Raw genomic sequence first — 17,883 nt, forward strand, 5'->3', positions numbered from 1 at the left:
CCATCGATACATTAATCCATCATTGCCACTCCCCTGTTCCAGACTGGTACAATCGTTTAGCTTTATCAGTCTGAACCTGTTGTGCCTGCCAATGCAGCACCCGGACTGATTGCCTTTTCAGAATCAGTAGCTATGGGGGACGTTGGAGTGAATAAGGTCAATAAAAAGGAGTTCAGCGAACGCGACATCTGCACCAAATTTATTACGCCCGCTATCGAAAAAGCAGGATGGGATATACAGACACAGATGCGGGAAGAGGTCACATTCGCTGCCGGAAAAATCACGGTGAAAGGCAACCTTCACAGCAGGGGACAATACCGGCGGGCTGATTACCTGCTCTATTACATTGAAGAGCTGCCTATTGCCGTCATAGAAGCCAAGGAAAACAAAAAAAGTGTTGGTGCTGGTTTACAGCAGGCACTGGAATACTCTGACCATCTGGATACTCCCTTTGTCTTTTCCAGTAATGGTGATGGCTTTATCTTCCATGATAAAACCGGCCATTCAGATCCCATTGAAACAGAGTTATCCCTTGATGAGTTCCCTCCCCCAGACCAGCTCTGGCAATCCTATTGCAAATGGAAAGGGTTAACCACAGATGACCAGCAACGTATTGATGCACCTTACTACGTAGATAAATCCGGCAAGGAACCCCGTTACTATCAGGCCAACGCCATCAACCGTACCATAGAAGCCATCGCCAAAGGACAGCAGCGTATTCTGCTGGTAATGGCAACAGGCACCGGCAAAACCTACACGGCCTTCCAGATTATCTGGCGACTGTGGAAAACCCGACAGAAAAAGCGCATCCTGTTTCTGGCTGACCGCAACATTCTCGTTGATCAAACCAAAAACAATGACTTCAAGCCCTTTGGCGCTGCCATGACCAAAATAACCAACCGGCAGGTCAATAAATCCTTCGAGATTTATCTGGCACTGTATCAGGCAGTTACCGGAACAGAAGAAGAGCAAAATATATTCAAGCAGTTTTCACCGGATTTCTTTGACCTGATTGTGGTGGATGAGTGCCACCGGGGCAGTGCCAAATCAGATTCAGCCTGGCGAAAGGTTCTGGAGTACTTTTCCAGTGCAACCCAGATCGGCTTAACCGCCACCCCGAAAGAAACCAAAGAGGTATCCAACTCCACCTACTTCGGCGAACCGGTATACACCTATTCTCTGAAGCAGGGAATACAGGATGGTTTTCTTGCTCCCTATAAAGTTATCCGCATTGATATGGATGTTGACCTGAATGGCTGGAAACCGAAACCGGGGCAGAAAGATAAATACGGCCACCTGATTGAAGACCGCATATATAACCGCAGGGACATTAACCGCCACATAGCTTTTGATGAGCGCACCCAGCTTGTAGCCATGAAAATCACGGAATATCTGCAAAGAACCGGTGAGTTCCAGAAAACCATTGTCTTCTGTGAGGATACAGACCATGCAGAAAGTATGCGCCGGGCACTGGTGAACCTGAACCCGGAGCGGGTCAAAGAAAACCGTAAGTATGTCATGCGTATCACCGGTGAAGATAAAGACGGTAAAGCCGAGCTGGATAACTTTATCAACCCGGAGTCCCGCTACCCGGTGATCGCCACCACCAGCAAACTACTCTCCACCGGTGTCGATGCCAAAACCTGCAAACTGGTAGTGCTCGACCAAAACATAGAGTCCATGACGGAGTTTAAACAAATCATTGGCCGGGGCACCCGGATTGATGAAGAACACGGTAAACACTGGTTTACCATTATGGACTTCAAAGGCGCTACCCGATTGTTTCAGGATGAAGCCTTTGACGGTGAAGCAGAAGTTATTTACGAGCCAGAACCGGGCACTCCACCACTACCACCTGAACCGCCTATAACCGGAGAAGGCGAAGATGAAAGTGGCACATTGGAAGATCCTCCAGGTGGTGGTACTGGTGGTGACCCTCGCATCAAATTTCAGGTGAAAGGTGAAGACATCAATATTGCCAGTGAACGAGAGCAGCATCTGGTAAACAATGAACTGGTCACCACTTCACTCCACGATCACACCCACAAAAAAGTCAAAGAGCAATACACCAGCCTGAATGACTTCCTACGACAGTGGTCCGGAGCCAAACAAAAACAGGCCATCATTGATGAACTGACCGAACAGGGCGTATTCTGGCCAGAACTACAGGCCATGGTAAAAGATAAACAAGGCACCGAGATGGACCCGTTTGATCTGGTGTGCCATATCGTTTTCGACCAACCCGCCCTCACCCGCAAAGAGCGGGCTGATCAGGTAAAGAAACGGGATTACTTCACCCGCTACGAAGGCCAGGCACGGAAAGTACTGGAAGCGTTGCTCGATAAGTATTCAGACAACGGCATTGAACCCATAGAAGATGTTAAAATTCTGACCCTGGCTCCTTTTTCTACCATAGGCTCCCCTATGGAGCTTATTCAGGCGTTCGGTGGCAAGCAGAAATACCAGCAGGCGGTGCAATCCCTGGAGCAGGAAATATACGCCAACCGCGCATAACCACCTTCTTTCTTTGATTAGCAAATACTTTACAGGCAGCCAACTCAGGCTGCCTTTATTCAGGATACCGGCATGTCAATCAGTACCACCATAAAATCCATCCAGGACATCATGCGCAAGGACGTGGGTGTCGATGGTGATGCACAGCGGATCGGCCAGTTGGTCTGGATGCTGTTTCTGAAAATCTATGATGACCGCGAACAGGAGTGGGAGCTGTTTAACGATGCCTACAAATCCCCTATTCCCAAACACTTACGCTGGAGAGAGTGGGCAGCAGACCCTGAAGGTATCACCGGTAATGAACTGAAAGAATTTATCGACGATGAACTATTCCCCGGCCTTCAGGAGCTGAAAGCCAAACAGGGCGATCAGCGGGCTTTTGTTATTCGCAGTGTCTTTGAAGATGCCTACAACTACATGAAGTCCGGTCAGCTTATCCGGGAAGTCATCAATAAAATTCAGGAGGGTGTCGATTTTAACAAATCCCGGGAGCGCCACGCCTTCGGGGACATGTACGAACAAATTCTGAAAGACCTGCAAAGCGCGGGTAACGCCGGTGAGTTTTATACCCCCCGTGCGGTCACCGAGTTTATGGTAAACCGGGTAGACCCAAAGCTGAATGAAAAAGTGATGGACCCGGCCTGTGGTACCGGTGGTTTCCTGACCTGCACCATTGAGCATAAGCGTAAACAGTACGTCAGCACCCCGGAAGATGAAAAAGCGCTGCAAGCCAGCATACACGGCGTAGAAAAAAAACCACTACCACACTTGCTGGCAACCACCAATATGATCCTGCACGGCATTGAAGTGCCCAGCCAGATACTGCACGACAATACTCTGGCTCGCCCCTTAACAGACTGGGGACAGAAAGACCGGGTGGATGTCATTGTCGCCAACCCGCCATTCGGTGGCATGGAAGAAGACGGTATAGAAAACAACTTCCCCACTGCCTTCCGCACCCGTGAAACCGCCGACCTGTTTATGACCCTGTTCATCCACCTGTTAAAAGACGGTGGGCGTGCAGCCGTAGTATTGCCCGATGGTTTCCTGTTTGGTGAAGGCATGAAATCTCGCCTGAAGGAAAAGCTGCTGACCGAATGTAACCTGCATACGGTGGTGCGTTTGCCTAACGGTGTTTTCAATCCTTATACCGGCATCAAAACCAACCTGCTGTTTTTCACCAAGGGGCAGCCCACAGACACTATCTGGTTCTATGAACACCCCTACCCGGAAGGCTACAAGAACTACAGCAAGTCTAAACCCATGCGGTTCCAGGAGTTTGCAACGGAAATAGCCTGGTGGGGTGATGAAGCGGATGGCTTTAAAACACGGGAAACCACAGAACAAGCCTGGTCTGTAGACTTTAAGGCCATCAGGGACGATGCGGTGAAACGTGCCCAGCCCCACTGGGATAAAGCAGAGCAGCTTGGCGCACAGGTGTCAGACCTTACCGCACTGATCCGGCAACTGAGAAAACAACTGAAAGAGCTGGATAAGAAAAGCCCGGATCGTGCAACCATCAGCCAGCAAATTACCCAACACACCACCGAAGCCAACGCCCTGAAAGCAGAAGCCGACAAAGCCAAAAAAGCCGGTGATGCCCTGTACTGGCCCATCTTCAACCTGGACATTAAAAACCCCCATGTAGGCGAACAGGTCAGCCATGACCCGAACGAGTTATTAAGCCAGTATGCCCACCAGCAACAGGTGATGACTGAGATTCGAGAGCATATAAAGACTATTCTGGATGAAGCATTAACCAGCGAGTAATGGAGGTCTATGTGAGCTCAGGCTTGGGTGAGATTAAAATTGTTACCACTGACTCAGGGGGGTATCCGTGTTCAGTGAGTACAGAAAACCGTTTGGCTAACCCGGAAGCAAATGGGCGAGGTGTTTGGCACAACGCCCGAAAATATTCTAATGCACCTGAAAAATATCTATAAGGATCAGGCGCTTGAGCAAGGAGCAACGTCTAAGGATTTCTTAGTTGTTCAAAAAAAGCTGGCGGCTTTGTTAACTACCGAGGATTACTCAGTAATTCAAACGGAATGTATTGCTTACAGGGAGCGGCTAGTACTGCTAAGCGCTGAAGAGCACACAAGCTCCGTTCATCCTGAGCCTGTCGAAGGATGGTGACATCGCACTTCGACAGGCTCAGTGCGAACGGTATGGGTATCAGCGCTTAGCTACACTGGTGCAGTTAAGGATTTGTCTGGAAATAACTACCCGACTTCCGTTCACCCTGAGCTCTGAGCCTGACGAAGAGCTCAGGATAAACGGATATGGACACTGTTTAATGGTCAACGGTTTTGGACTACGAACTCAGTACGAACGAACTGAAATAGCATTAATTTGTAATCATACAACAGGACAGCCAATGGCTTTTTATGTCTACATCCTGCGCTGTAGTGATAGCAGTTACTACACAGGTCATACTGACAATCTGGAAAGAAGGCTGGCACAACACCACGCACGAGCCTTCCCGGATTGCTATACAGCCAACCGGCGCCCTGTTGAACTGGTTTATCAGCAAACATTCAGTACTCGGGAAGAAGCCCTGGCATCAGAACGCCGTATCAAGGGGTGGAGTCGAAAAAAGAAGGAAGCCATGATGTCTGGAGACTGGCAAGAGGTTTCACGCCTTGCCCGCAGGAAACCCAGCACTACTTCCGCTCATCCTGAGCCCGTCGAAGGATGTAAACACAGCCCCAACAACAACCCTTGTCCCAATCACCCTTCGACCCCGCTCAGGGTGAACGGAGATAATGCTCATAATCAAAAACATGATGACTAACACTTTGAGCACACCACTGCCCATCGCTGATCCTGAGCCACACAGCTCCGTTCATCCTGAGCTCGTCGAAGGATGTAAACCCCATACAAACCCCAAATCCCAAATCCCAAATCCCAAATCCCAATGCCAATCACCCTTTGCCCCAGCTCAGGGTGAACGGAGAAAATACATATGATCAATAACCTGATAACCGAACACCTGGACATCTGGATCAGCAGCCACCGCACCAAAAGCACCGTAGGCCGGGGCAAAAGCAGCAAGCTGGAACTCCACGGCATTAACAAACTGCGGGCACTGATTCTGGAGCTGGCGGTGCGGGGGAAGCTGGTGCTGCAGAATTCTGAGGATGAACCGGCGTCTGTTTTATTGGAGCGGATTGCGTCGGAAAAGGCGCGGTTGGTTAAGGAGAAAAAGATTAAGCGGCAGAAATCGTCTGAGCCGATTTCTAATGGGGAAAAGCCTTTTGGGTTGCCTGACGGCTGGGAGTGGGTGCGTCTAAGCCAGATTTTCTGCTCCATATTGAGTGGAGGCACACCAAGTAAACGAGAATCAAGATTCTGGAATGGGGAAATCCCTTGGGCAAGTGTCAAAGATTTAGGAGTGCAGCGTCATCTATCTAGAACCCAAGATTATATAACGCAAGAAGGGTTGGAAGCAGGTAGCAAACTTGCAGATACTGGAGATATCCTTATTTGTACGCGTATGGGGCTTGGCAAGATAGGTGTAGCCCTACAACCCTTAGCGTTCAACCAAGATCTGAAAGCTGTAAAGTTAGCCCATGGTGTCAATACTGACTTCTTTTTAAATACATACTCAACTATCAAAATCAAAGGAACAGGAACTACTGTTGCTGGTATAAAACAAGAGCAACTGCTTGATTATGTTATCGCTATTCCTCCAGAAGCAGAACAGCACCGCATCGTAACCAAAGTCGATGAACTAATGGCGCTGTGCGACCAACTGGAGCAGGAGCAAACCAGCAGTATTGCTGCCCACCAGACACTGGTGGAAACACTGCTTACGACATTGACTGACAGCCAGAGTGCAGAAGCGCTGGCCGAGAACTGGGCGCTGGTGTCTGAGCACTTTGATACCCTGTTCACCACCGAAGCCAGCATCGACCAGCTTAAACAAACCATCCTGCAACTGGCCGTGATGGGGCGGCTGGTATCACAAAACCCGAAGGATGAACCTGCCTCTGCACTGCTGGAACGGATTGCTGTGGAAAAGGCGAGGTTGGTGAAAGAGAAGATAATCAAACGCCAGAAGTCACTACCTACAATTACGGATGAAGAGAAACCGTTTCAGTTGCCGGTAGGATGGGAGTGGTGTCGATTACAGAATATTACATCCAAAATCACAGACGGCGATCACAAAACTCCACCAAGAATACAAACAGGAAGAAGATTACTCTCAGCAAAAAATATTCGTGATGGTTTTTTAGATATGAACAACTGTGACTTTATATTGGAAGAGCATTATGTAAAGTCACGTGAAAGGTGCTTGCCTGAGGAAGGTGATCTACTGATAGTGTCAGTCGGTGGAACAATTGGCCGAAGCTCACTTGTTCCTCAAGATAGTAAGTTTGCGCTTGTCAGGAGTGTTGCGCTTATTAAGCCAATGCTCTTTAACTCAGAATATTTAAAGTATGCAATGGACTCAAAACTACTCCAAGAGTCTATCCATAGCAATAAGCGAGGTGGTGCTCAACCCTGCCTTTATCTTTCGGAAATTAGCAAATTCTTGTTTGCGATGCCTCCCCTAAACGAACAACACCGCATAGTCACCAAAGTCAACCAGCTTATGCGCCTCTGCGACCACCTGAAACAAATGGTGCAACAAGCCCAGACCACCCAGAGCCAGTTAACCGATGCCATTGTCGAGCAGGCACTGAACCCTGAGCCGGTGAACAATGCTGAGCGTGATGCCCACATCCTTCGACGGGTTCAGGATGAACCGGGTTCAGTGGCATACTCTTAGCTTTTGGCTTCCGTTCAGGCTGAGCTCGTCGAAGCCCCTGTCGATGCACTCAGGATGAGCGGGATTTGACAGTATATTCACTCCAACCACTGACAGAACAGGTAGCCTAAGCCATGAAACCCGAAGAAATTATCCGAGAGCTGGCTGAAACGGAATGGCCCACCCTTCCCCGCAAGGCACTGGAAGCCGCGATTGCTGCCCCTGATGACATTACGCCCCTGTTACTGGAACAGCTTGATGCGGTAGCAACCGATATTGATATGGCGGGTGATGAAGAAGCCAATATCGCACTTTATGCCTGTTACCTGCTGGCCCAGTTTCGGGAAGCCCGTGCCTACCCCCTGATCGTCAAACTGGCCTCTGGGCCTGAAGACGCTGTTTCAGCCGTACTGGGCGATACCATTACCGAAAGTCTGGGGCGGTTTCTGGCATCAGTCTGCCATGGTGATACAACGCTGATTAAACAACTGGTGGAAAACCAGCAGGCCTACACCTATGTCCGAACCGCAGCACTGGGTAGCCTGGTGGTGCTTTATAATGAGCAGGCCATCAGCAAAACGGCCATTCACGACTACTTTGCCAATCTGTTTCACCTGTACCCTATCAGGGAACCCAGCCATGTGTGGGAATATCTGAGCCTCCTTTCCGGTTTTCTGGGCTTTACCGATCTGCTTCCGGATATTCGCAAGGCTTATAACGAAGGTTTAATCAATCCACGGTTTGCCAGCATGAGCACTTTTGAGAATGACATGGCAAACCCCGAAGAAAGCGAAAAACAGCTCAAGATAGAAGGTTTCTATATCACCGACACCATTGCCGAGCTGCAAAAAATTCAGCGCCGCTTTACGTCGATACCTGAAGCTAAACCCGGTGCCAACTTCACCCCGTCTTACGACCCCGTTGTGCGCGACGCCCCCAAAACAGGCCGCAACGATCCCTGCCCCTGCGGCAGTGGCCGGAAGTTCAAGAAATGTTGTGGATAATGGCAGGCCCCCCTGCCCTGATTTTATGACTCGGGGGTTGTTTTACTTACAGCCCCGACTGACACATACCCTTATTCGGGGGAGCTGCCTTGCCAGGGCTTGTATTATTAACAACATTTTTTGGTTATAACCCGCTAAAGCTGGCTACGATAGCATTACAACCAAGTGCCACTGACTGGCTTTGATGCCTGTAATAATTAATCACCTGATGAGGCTATATGGTTTACGAACGCCCCTGGAAATCATTTGATAGACAGCTTGAGATATTGAAGTCCAGAAATCTTGAAATTTCAGATGATGAAGCGGCCCGCAGATACCTGCAACGTATTGGCTATTATCGCCTTAGTGCCTATTTGTACCCATTCCGCGTATTCACATTACAGCAGGAACCCACTACAGGAAAATTAGTCTCCATCAAGGAGGATCGCTTTGTAGATAAAACCCATTTTGTTGATGCAGTTAACCTTTACTGCTTTGATAAAAAACTCCGGCTACACATGCTGGATGCCCTGGAGCGAATAGAAGTGGCATTACGTGTTGATATTGCCTATTTGCTGGGTGAACGGGACACATTTGCCTATAAAAATATCGAGAATTTCCACCCCACTTTTGCCAAAAGGCGTGATCAGCACAAACGCTGGCTGGAAAAATATGACCGTTTGCTCAAGCGCTCAAAGGAGGACTTTGTGAAGCATTACACCAAAGAGCATGGTCCTGACCTGCCCATATGGGTTGCTGTGGAAACATGGGATTTCGGCGCAATGTCCCAACTGTTTGCCATGATGAAAGTACCTGACCAAATAGAAATTGCCAGCAGGTATGGAGTCTCTGAGTTTAAGGTGTTTTCAAGCTGGCTTCGCTCCTTAAACTACCTTCGGAACCTGTGTGCCCATCATAGCCGTCTTTGGAACAGAAATATCATTGATCAGCCCAAGTTGCCTGAACGCGGAACTGTCGGTTAGTCCGATGCTTATATTGGCAGGGCTGAGTTAATTGCAAAACCATTTTTGTTAATCAATATAGCGACACACCTGGTGCGTAGCATCAGTACTTCAACTAAGTGGCATGAAAGGCTTATAGACTTATTGGGCAAGTTTCCTGAAATTCATTCAGAAAGAAAACTGAGCGTCGAAGAAATGGGCCTGCCTGAGGACTGGCAGAATTTACTGGCAAAGAGTGGGAAAATAAAGAGGTAGAAATAAGAACCCCCGCGTAGGTTGCAAGCAACGAAGAGGCAGGGGGCCGTGTTAACTGAAATATTAGCCAAACACTAAATTATGTCAATCAACATTACAAAAAAGGGCAAACATTCTACCTTTATAAGGCTGATAGCACAACATATAGTGCCCTAACTGAAAGGTAAGCACTAATCAGCATTTATAATAACACTGGTACGCCACTGACGCTGTGACCGACCATACCACAGACTTCTTAGCCCCTGTCATGGCGGACGTTAGAGGCGCATCCCCCCTAAACAGGCATTGCAATCGCTTAGATATAGGAAAGGCAATAAAGTTCCGCCAGGTTAGTGTTGGACAATCTGCTACTTCCAAATCTCAGGTTACTAAGCCAGTACTGATGTATGGCAAGGTGTTTTACTATCGACTGCTGGATGTACTGCAATCAGTGCTGGAAACCAGCTCTGACAACATTGGCCTGCACCTGAAAAACATCTACAAGGAAGGCGAGCTGGAGGCTTTGGCAACAACCGAGGATTACTCGGTAGTTCAAACGGAAGGTAAGCGGCAGGTCCGGCGTAAGGTTAAGCACTATAACCTGGACGCCGTTATATCAGTGGCCTACCGAGTGAATTCCAGAAAAGGAACCCAGTTTCGCCAGTGGGCCACCCGGCTGTTAAAAGAACACCTGACCCAGGGTTACACCCTGAATCAACAGCGCTTTGAAGCCAACGCCAGAGAGCTGGAAGCCGCGCTTAAACTGGTACGAAAGGCCGCCAACAGCATAGCACTGCAAATGGATGCCGGGCGTGGGCTGGTTGAAATTGTCAGCCGGTATACCCAGACCTTTCTCTGGCTACAGCGCTATGATGAAGGGTTGTTAAATGAGCCTTCAGGGGAATCGGGGGGTAAGTTACCCAGCCACGACAAAGCTATGGAGGCACTGGCGACACTGAAGACCAGTCTCATAGAAAAAGGAGAGGCCACTGAACTGTTTGCTCGTAGCCGTGGAGATGGCCTGAGCGCCCTGCTGGGCCCTTAACCAAACGGTGATGGGCAGCCCACCCCACCATTGAAAGTAAAGCGGCCCACCTGCTTTACTTTGTGGTGAAGAACCACCCATTTACCGATGGCAACAAACGCAGTGGTGCTTTCCTGTTTGTGGACTTTCTGCACCGTAACCAGCGCCTGCTGGATGCTGAGGGACTGCCTGTGGTGAACGACACCGGGCTGGCAGCCCTGACCCTGCTGGTTGCCGAATCCGCCCCCAACCAGAAAGAAACCTTAATCCGCCTGATTATGAATATGCTGGCCCGTGAGAATACCCTATAACAAACCCTGGGCCAGTGCTGGTTATCTTGCTTGATTTCGGCTGATGTACTAAAAAAGTGTGGACTAAAAAAGTATGGACTAAAACGGGAACTAAAATAGCAGATACAAAAAAACCCGAAGCGTTTACTAACGCTTCGGGCTTTCTGATATATGGTGCCGGCACCAAGAGTCGAACTCGGGACCCACTGATTACAAGCTGAGAAAATGGTATTCCCGTGCAATTCTTTAAAATCCTTCTATACTGCTACAAGCCTTGATATATAAGGGATTAGTAGATTTTAGTTATTCCGTACCATTTCAATTTATACTCTAAAATCCCGTGAGAAACAGGGCGCAATACTGGGCGCAAATTCATCAGCAAAACTCAAGAATAAAAACAGGTAATTTATGTCTCGACTTACTCCAGTTCTTATCAAGCATATGAAGTACCGACTTACAGAGAAAGTCGGTAGTCGTGGTGATGGCACCCTGCTATTTGAAAAACGGAACAGTGGCACTATTGAGGCGTATTACCGATACACCCACCAAGGGAAAGAAGCCAAGATCAAAATTGGTCAGTATCAGACAGCCAGAGATGGACATGGTTATTCTCTTGCCGAATGCAGGAACAAAGCCCAGAACCTGGCGAGATTGCGAAGAGAGTGCGGGGAAGACCTTAAAACATACCTGACAGCTCAAGAAACAATACGAGAACAGCAGCAAGCAGAAGAAAAAAGGCGCCAAGCTATCGAAGCAAGCCGGGGATCATTCAAAGAGTTAATTGATGCCTATGTGTCTGACCAAGAGCAGCAGGAAAAAGAAAGTGCAAACCAAACACGTCAAGCGCTTAAACTGAATGTCATAACAGCATACCCTGAAATTGCTGCCAAAAAAGCCCGAGATGTCACCAAGGACGACATAGTGACGATCTTACGCGCCATCCATAACAGAGGGGCAGAAGTTGAATCTGTAAGGGTTCGGGCCATTCTTCACGCCTGCTTTAACTTTGGCATCAAAGGCGACTATGACCCTACCAGCATATCCGATAAGCGCTTCTATATTGAGAACAACCCAGTTACAGGTACCAAGAAAAACACAAGGGCTGCAAAAGTTGGTGAACGTGTATTAAGTCATGAGGAAGTAAAGCTATTGTGGGAAACCATCAGAGACACTCACAGAGTTGGCTTTATTTTAGGCAGTTTCATTAGATTCATGCTGGCAACAGCAGGTCAAAGGCCTAAACAGTTATTAAGGGCAAGGTGGGAAGACTATGACTTCCAACGACACTGTGTAACATTAATCGACAGAAAAGAAGGCAATGGAACCATAAAGATTCATGTAGTCCCGCTGAGCCAAAGAGCGCTAACCATTCTGGAAGAGGTTCGATCCTACACTGGCTCGTATCCTGGGCCATTTTGTTCTGGTTCTAAAGGCAGGGCAGGCAAGAACAAAGGTAAACTTATTCCTTATAGTCTCTGTTCGCTCAAAAACGGATACACTCGCTATAACAAGCAACTTGCCGAAAAATTTAAATCTCAAGGCTTGCCAGCTCCTCAACCTTTCACTGCGAGAGATATCCGCCGGACAGTGAAAAACATCTTAATTGATGCTGGAGTAAACAGAGAGCAGCGTAACCTCCTCCAGTCACATGCCCAAACAGGCATTGATATCAAACACTATGATCGACATGAACATTTACCTGAAAAACGTGAAAGTATGCGACGATATGACGCTTTTCTGAACAAAGTACTGAATGGTGAAGAAATTACTCTGGTTGATATGGAAGAGTATCGGCAGAGTACCCTCAAGAAAAAACTGAATTAGTACTCGAAATAACACTCTGACACACAAACGTAACGAGCCTTTTCTGAGAGTTATCCACTTTCAGGAAATACTGATTATTATTTAACCACCAAGTTATACTTAACAAATTGATGAACAAAAATATGCACTCACATCATCAATATTCATAGGAATTTAGGTTCTATCACGGAGGTATAATTAAAATATGGGAGGGTATTACAGCGGACGTAAACCCAGCAGCAAGCCAAATATTGATGATCTTTATTCGTTAGATGTTTGCCAACTTTATCGGGATCATGGGTTGGCAGAAGGGAATACAACTATCGTCAGGTATAAAAATGAGTACTTTCTTCAAGTGCTTTGCCGAAAAGATCAGGAAACTGCTGATCTCCAACTTCTGATCAATTTTGATGTACTTTGCCATGGCGAACGTCAAACACGAGAGCAAATCATCAGAGTTGACTGGCTGGAGATGTTGAATGGTAAAGCCAGAAGGCCTTACTTTATCTGCCCCCAATCTGGGCGTTATGCCAGCAAACTTTATCTCAGCTATAAAGGATTTGCTCACCGCTTGCATTATAACCTGGTATATCGAACCCAGAGACTGGGACACTTTGATCGGGCAGTACAACAAATGAGAAGTATAAAAGCACACTTGAATAATGATAGTGGTGCTGCCACAGATTTTCCTCTCAAGCCCAAAGGCATGCACCGGAAAACATATCTGAAACTGCTTGGAAGGCATCAGCGAGCAGCAGTTCCAGTGCTGGAAAAGCTGAACAGATTTGATCTGGAATAAAAAAGCCTCTGTCTGGTTCGACTGTCCCCGATCCAATTCCGGGGCGTGATTCACCAGCTCGAAGGCTCTGATTAAAGGGTAGCCTCAGGAGGTCGGTTCATCAATATCAGGCTGATGGGCTGCCAAGCAGGTTATAAACGGTCTGACGACTAATACCGAACTGTTCGGCCAAAGCTTTTTTTGGTTCACCGGCTTCAGCTCTCCGTTTCAACTCCATAATTTGTGGAGAGGATAATTTAGGCTTGGCCCCAATTTGCTTTCCTTTTTTCTTAGCTGCTGCAATGCCTTCCCGCTGGCGCTCCCGAATCATGCTCCGCTCAAACTCGGCAAAAGCGCCCATCATTTGAAACATCAGCTTATGCATAGGGTTACTGTCAGCGGAAAAGACCAGGTTTTCCTTGTGAAAGTGGACGCTGATACCTCTGTCGATCAGTCCTTCTACGATGGTTTGCAGGTCTTTCAGGCTACGGGCTAACCGGTCAATGGAATGAACATGCAGCCGGTCACCTTTACGAAGGTGGCGAAGGCATTCCTGTAAGCAGGGCCGATTGGTATCCTTTCCGCTGCAATAGTCTTCAAATAGCTCATCCAGACTAATGCCTTCCAGTTGCCGGTCAGTGTTCTGGCCAACGCTGCTGACTCGTATGTATCCCACGTTTTGTCCTTTCATGGCTTACTTCCTTTACTGCTGTGTAAAATTAAATTTAGTATTAAATTTACATTGTGTCAAAAAAGACAATATGGACTTTCCTTGACACAGAAAATCAAGGGCTTGGGAAGGGTGTATAGTGTGTAAATCAAGTGTACTCAACTGGACACAGGCAGGCATAAAAAAGCCCCCGTCTGGTTCGACTGATCCCGGTTCAATTCCGAGAAGTGGTTCACCAGCTCGAAGGCTCTGACTCAACAATAGGTGACAGGTTTAAAGCTATCAACCAAGTAATACAAGATAGCCAGCACTGGCGGCATGTCCGAGCGATTGCAATGCAACCTACAACGGCCTACACCTGTACTGGCTATCAATGATATAGAGCCTGAATACAGGGAATGGTTCAATACCAGCCCCCCTGAACTTTCTCCCTATTCTGATATCAAACGTATTGCAGGCCCTGCTGTGGGGTGGAGTGAAACTTCGGTAATCGAAAGATTATGCAGACGATCGCCACCATAGCCCACAGGGCCTGCAACCTTGAGCTACTCTATAAAGCATGCCCCCGCAGCAGGCTGGATCACTGCGTCAATGGTTTCGAGCTATTGCCAGTCCCAGATATTCCGGCGGGGGCATACCTTTCTAATTTTTCCTGAAATAGATCCTGCCGTGTTATCTTTCCTGTAAGTTGCTGACAAACAGCAGACCCCATTGAATGCCTTAAACACACCTGGATTTTTTTCTGCATGACAAGCCTGATTACTTCCACCGAAGATATTGCCAGCTTAAGGGAAAGCTACGAGGTCGAGTTCAAACTTGCGGGTGGTAAAGATGGTAAGGGAGAGGTGCCTAAAGACATCTGGAAGTCATACAGTGCTATGGCCAATACGGAAGGGGGAGAAATTTTTCTTGGTATCCGTGAAAAGCCTGTGGGTGTTTTTTCTGTTGTAGGTATTGCCAATCCAGATAAAGTAATCACAGATCTCTGGAATACGCTTAATTCAGCAAAAGTCAGCGTTAACCTTCTCTCAAATGACGATATTTCCGCCATTGAGCTGGATGGAAAAACGGTTATTCGTTTCCGTGTTCCCAGAGCAGGTCGGTTACAAAAGCCGGTTTTTATTAATAGTAACCCAATGCAGGGAACATTCAGGCGGTTTAATGAAGGTGACCACCAGTGTGACCCTGAAACCGTCAAGCGAATGATGGCTGAGCAGGTAGAAGATAACCGTGATGCCAGGGTTTTAAAGAACTATGATTTGAACGATCTGGACATGGATTGTTTGGAGCGCTATCGCCAGAGGTTCCAAAATAGAAAGCCTGACCACCCTTTCAATAACCACGATAACAGGGAGTTTCTGCGTCTTATTGGTGGTTGGAAAAAAGATCGTGAAACGGGGGTTGAGGGGCTTACTCTTGCAGGCCTTTTAATGTTTGGCCAGCTTCCATCAATTCTTGATGCTGCCCCTAATTATTTTCTTGACTATCAGGAGCAGCCAGAAGCGGCAACAGACATTCGCTGGGTTGATAGAGTAACAACACAGGATGGCACTTGGTCAGGTAATCTATTTGACTTCTATCATAAGATTTATGCCAAATTATCTGCTGATCTGAAAGTACCCTTCAAGCTAAAACAAGGGCAGCGTAAGGATGAAACGCCAGTACATGAAGCTTTGCGTGAAGCACTGGTCAATACACTTGCCCATGCTGACTATTCTGGCGGAACTTCAATCTTGATTGTTAAGCGACCTGATATGTTTGAATTCCGTAACCCTGGTGGTATGCGCATACCTATTGAAAATGCTATTCAGGGTGGAGAAAGTGACTGTCGCAACAGCTCTATCCATAAGATGTTTTTCCATATCGGTTTGGGTGAAAAAGCAGGATCGGGTATCCCCAAAATATTCAGTAGCTGGGCCAGTCGACACTGGCGGCAACCACGGTTGTATGAGCGACTGGAACCGGAGCAAACTCTACTTGAGTTGCGCATGATTGACCTGTTTCCTGAGTCGGTTATGGAGGATTTATCCAGACGGTTTGGAGAGAAATTCAGGTCGCTGGAAAGACTTGAGTGCTTAATTCTTGCCACAGCCTCCGTTGAAAATGTCGTTAATCACAGCCGATTGGGAGAAATATGTACCAATCACCCCCGTGATATCACTGAAGCGCTTCAAAGACTGGTCAAGGGTGGTTTTTTGCAGTCAAAAGGCAGGGCGCGTGGGACGGTGTATTTCCTTGCAGGAACCCGTTTACCAACAGCAGATAGTCCTTTTATGGCTGCTCATTCAGATCTATCTGATAATTTTGCTTCTGACTCCGATACTTTGCCTGAGAACTCCGATACTTTGGGCCTGAACTCCGATACTTTGAGCCAGAACTCCGATACTTTGAGCCAGAACTCCGATACTTTGAGCCAGAACACCGATACTTTGCATCATGAAGCAAAGCATCCGGATGGAACACTGATCATCAGCAATTTGAAGGACATTGACGGCCAAATACATGAAAAATTGTTAAAAATCAGCGCCGTAGTGAGAGAAACGAAAAGACTGCCAGCCTCTCAGGTAGAGGAAACTATCCTCAAAGCCTGTCAGGAACATTATCTGTCCCTGCGTGTCTTGGCTGAATTGCTGAACCGTAAACCTGATGGCCTCAGGCAGAAATACTTGAATAAAATGGTCAATGACAAAAGACTCCGAAGGGCCTTCCCAACAGAGCCAAACTCTCCCAAGCAGGCTTACACATCGGCTGGTGCTGCCAGAAAAACAACCACCGAGTCATAAACCAAGGTAGGAACACGCCTGCCGCAGTCTTGATCAAATGGGCAAATCATACCAAGTTCCCCCATGTCCCCCTATTCCTGAAGCAGACCATCTTGTTAAGCTAACGAAAAAATTTTCAAAAAGGGGATCGTAAATGGAGCTGTTTGATATTTTTACCGACCTTATGGGAACGCTGAAAACTCAAAGACGAAAAATTAACGGCCATTTTCCGAATATGGTGGTAACAAATGAAACACTGGATAACCTGTACAACAGGTTACGCAGTACTATTAATAACGTCGAGCAGTACCTTTTGACTTCTGTAACATTTGATTTCAGTGATGCGCCCGAAAAATGCTCTGTCGGTATAGGCCCTTTTTTAGCAGAAGTAAACGGTATCGAATCTGTTGAGCAAATGATGGATTTATCTAAAGCAGATACTGAAGTTCAAAAGTCAGGGCTAAAGCCGTCGGTTATTCGTGATGTTGAAGTTATCAGGAATTTAACAGAGCTACTTGACTATTACGGCATAAAAGAAGAAGTTCCTGATAAAATGCAGTGTTTCGCACTGCTAGCTTATGATCACCTAAGGACTGCTTTAGATTGTTTAAAAATCAAACATGAAACGCTGCCAAGTGACTCCGAACAAATAGAGTATGCTCCCTTAATGTATTTTTTATTTCCGGAAGATGAACAGAGTAGAAATATTATTCTTGCAAGCCATCATGGATTTAAGGCCATTGATGCGCTAGACAGAGCCTATGTACTTCCCTTTATTGATAATGGTTTTGAGCAGATGAAGGCTGTTTGGATCCGAGAAATAGAAAGCAAAAAAAACAGGGCAAGGGTTCGTATACGTCATAAACCCAGTTATGCAAGGCAAGAGATTATTATAGAGGTCTACAAAAATGGCGACTACAAAGATGAATACAACAAGCCAAATAACAAATCCCACACAGCACGGAAAATCCTAAAGCGTGTGAATGAGCGCTGCCAACAAGAAAACTTACCTCAACTTAAAGACAGCAGCTCTGGGGGAATTAAAACCATCATTAAATGCATCGATGAGCACATGAAAAAAGAAGCAATGCACTGATGGATGTTTACTGG

The 17,883-nt window shown here is 47.1% G+C and carries 14 protein-coding genes; 13 read left to right on the plus strand and 1 reads right to left on the minus strand.

From position 1 onward, the window contains the following. Positions 1-132: 132 nt before the first annotated feature. The 11 genes from MJ595_RS04230 (at position 133) to MJ595_RS04280 (ending at position 13,362) form a co-directional block, all read left to right on the plus strand. Positions 133-2,514, plus strand: coding sequence for a DEAD/DEAH box helicase family protein (locus MJ595_RS04230; RefSeq protein ID WP_263322455.1), 2,382 nt, complete (start codon positions 133-135; stop codon positions 2,512-2,514). Positions 2,515-2,586: 72 nt separating this feature from the next. Further along, a complete protein-coding gene (locus tag MJ595_RS04235; RefSeq protein ID WP_263081268.1) occupies positions 2,587-4,284 on the plus strand; it encodes a type I restriction-modification system subunit M in 1,698 nt (565 codons plus the stop codon). A gap of 111 nt (positions 4,285-4,395) precedes the next feature. Next, positions 4,396-4,650: a hypothetical protein gene (locus tag MJ595_RS04240; RefSeq protein ID WP_263081269.1), complete on the plus strand. Its 255-nt coding sequence runs from the start codon at positions 4,396-4,398 to the stop codon at positions 4,648-4,650. 241 nt (positions 4,651-4,891) lie between these two features. After that, a complete protein-coding gene (locus MJ595_RS04245) occupies positions 4,892-5,308 on the plus strand; it encodes a GIY-YIG nuclease family protein (RefSeq protein WP_263081270.1) in 417 nt (138 codons plus the stop codon). A gap of 171 nt (positions 5,309-5,479) precedes the next feature. Then, entirely contained in the window at positions 5,480-7,288 is a 1,809-nt protein-coding gene (locus MJ595_RS04250) for a restriction endonuclease subunit S (protein WP_263081271.1), read from the plus strand. Between the two features lie 113 nt (positions 7,289-7,401). Then, positions 7,402-8,271 carry a DUF1186 domain-containing protein gene (locus MJ595_RS04255; RefSeq protein ID WP_263081272.1) on the plus strand — a complete coding sequence of 290 codons (870 nt, stop codon included), beginning with the start codon at positions 7,402-7,404 and terminating at the stop codon, positions 8,269-8,271. A gap of 218 nt (positions 8,272-8,489) precedes the next feature. After that, positions 8,490-9,233 carry an Abi family protein gene (locus tag MJ595_RS04260; RefSeq protein WP_263081273.1) on the plus strand — a complete coding sequence of 248 codons (744 nt, stop codon included), beginning with the start codon at positions 8,490-8,492 and terminating at the stop codon, positions 9,231-9,233. A 481-nt stretch (positions 9,234-9,714) separates the two neighbouring features. Beyond that, positions 9,715-10,491: a virulence RhuM family protein gene (locus MJ595_RS04265; RefSeq protein WP_263081274.1), complete on the plus strand. Its 777-nt coding sequence runs from the start codon at positions 9,715-9,717 to the stop codon at positions 10,489-10,491. 29 nt (positions 10,492-10,520) lie between these two features. After that, entirely contained in the window at positions 10,521-10,781 is a 261-nt protein-coding gene (locus MJ595_RS04270) for a Fic family protein (protein WP_263322456.1), read from the plus strand. Between the two features lie 387 nt (positions 10,782-11,168). After that, entirely contained in the window at positions 11,169-12,584 is a 1,416-nt protein-coding gene (locus MJ595_RS04275; RefSeq protein WP_263081275.1) for an integrase family protein, read from the plus strand. A gap of 184 nt (positions 12,585-12,768) precedes the next feature. Further along, positions 12,769-13,362 (plus strand): hypothetical protein, encoded by a 594-nt coding sequence (locus MJ595_RS04280; protein WP_263081276.1) that lies wholly within the window; start codon positions 12,769-12,771, stop codon positions 13,360-13,362. A 106-nt stretch (positions 13,363-13,468) separates the two neighbouring features. On the opposite strand, the gene MJ595_RS04285 is transcribed toward MJ595_RS04280, so the two are convergent. Beyond that, on the minus strand, positions 13,469-14,032 hold the full coding sequence (locus MJ595_RS04285; RefSeq protein WP_263081277.1) for a recombinase family protein: 564 nt from the start codon (positions 14,030-14,032) through the stop codon (positions 13,469-13,471). A gap of 725 nt (positions 14,033-14,757) precedes the next feature. On the opposite strand from MJ595_RS04285, the gene MJ595_RS04290 reads away from it, so the two are divergent. Beyond that, positions 14,758-16,794 (plus strand): putative DNA binding domain-containing protein, encoded by a 2,037-nt coding sequence (locus MJ595_RS04290; protein ID WP_263081278.1) that lies wholly within the window; start codon positions 14,758-14,760, stop codon positions 16,792-16,794. Between the two features lie 133 nt (positions 16,795-16,927). Beyond that, entirely contained in the window at positions 16,928-17,869 is a 942-nt protein-coding gene (locus tag MJ595_RS04295) for a hypothetical protein (RefSeq protein ID WP_263081279.1), read from the plus strand. The last annotated feature ends 14 nt before the right edge of the window (positions 17,870-17,883 follow it).

It is taken from the genome of Endozoicomonas sp. Mp262, from assembly GCF_025643335.1.
Classification (GTDB): domain Bacteria; phylum Pseudomonadota; class Gammaproteobacteria; order Pseudomonadales; family Endozoicomonadaceae; genus Endonucleibacter.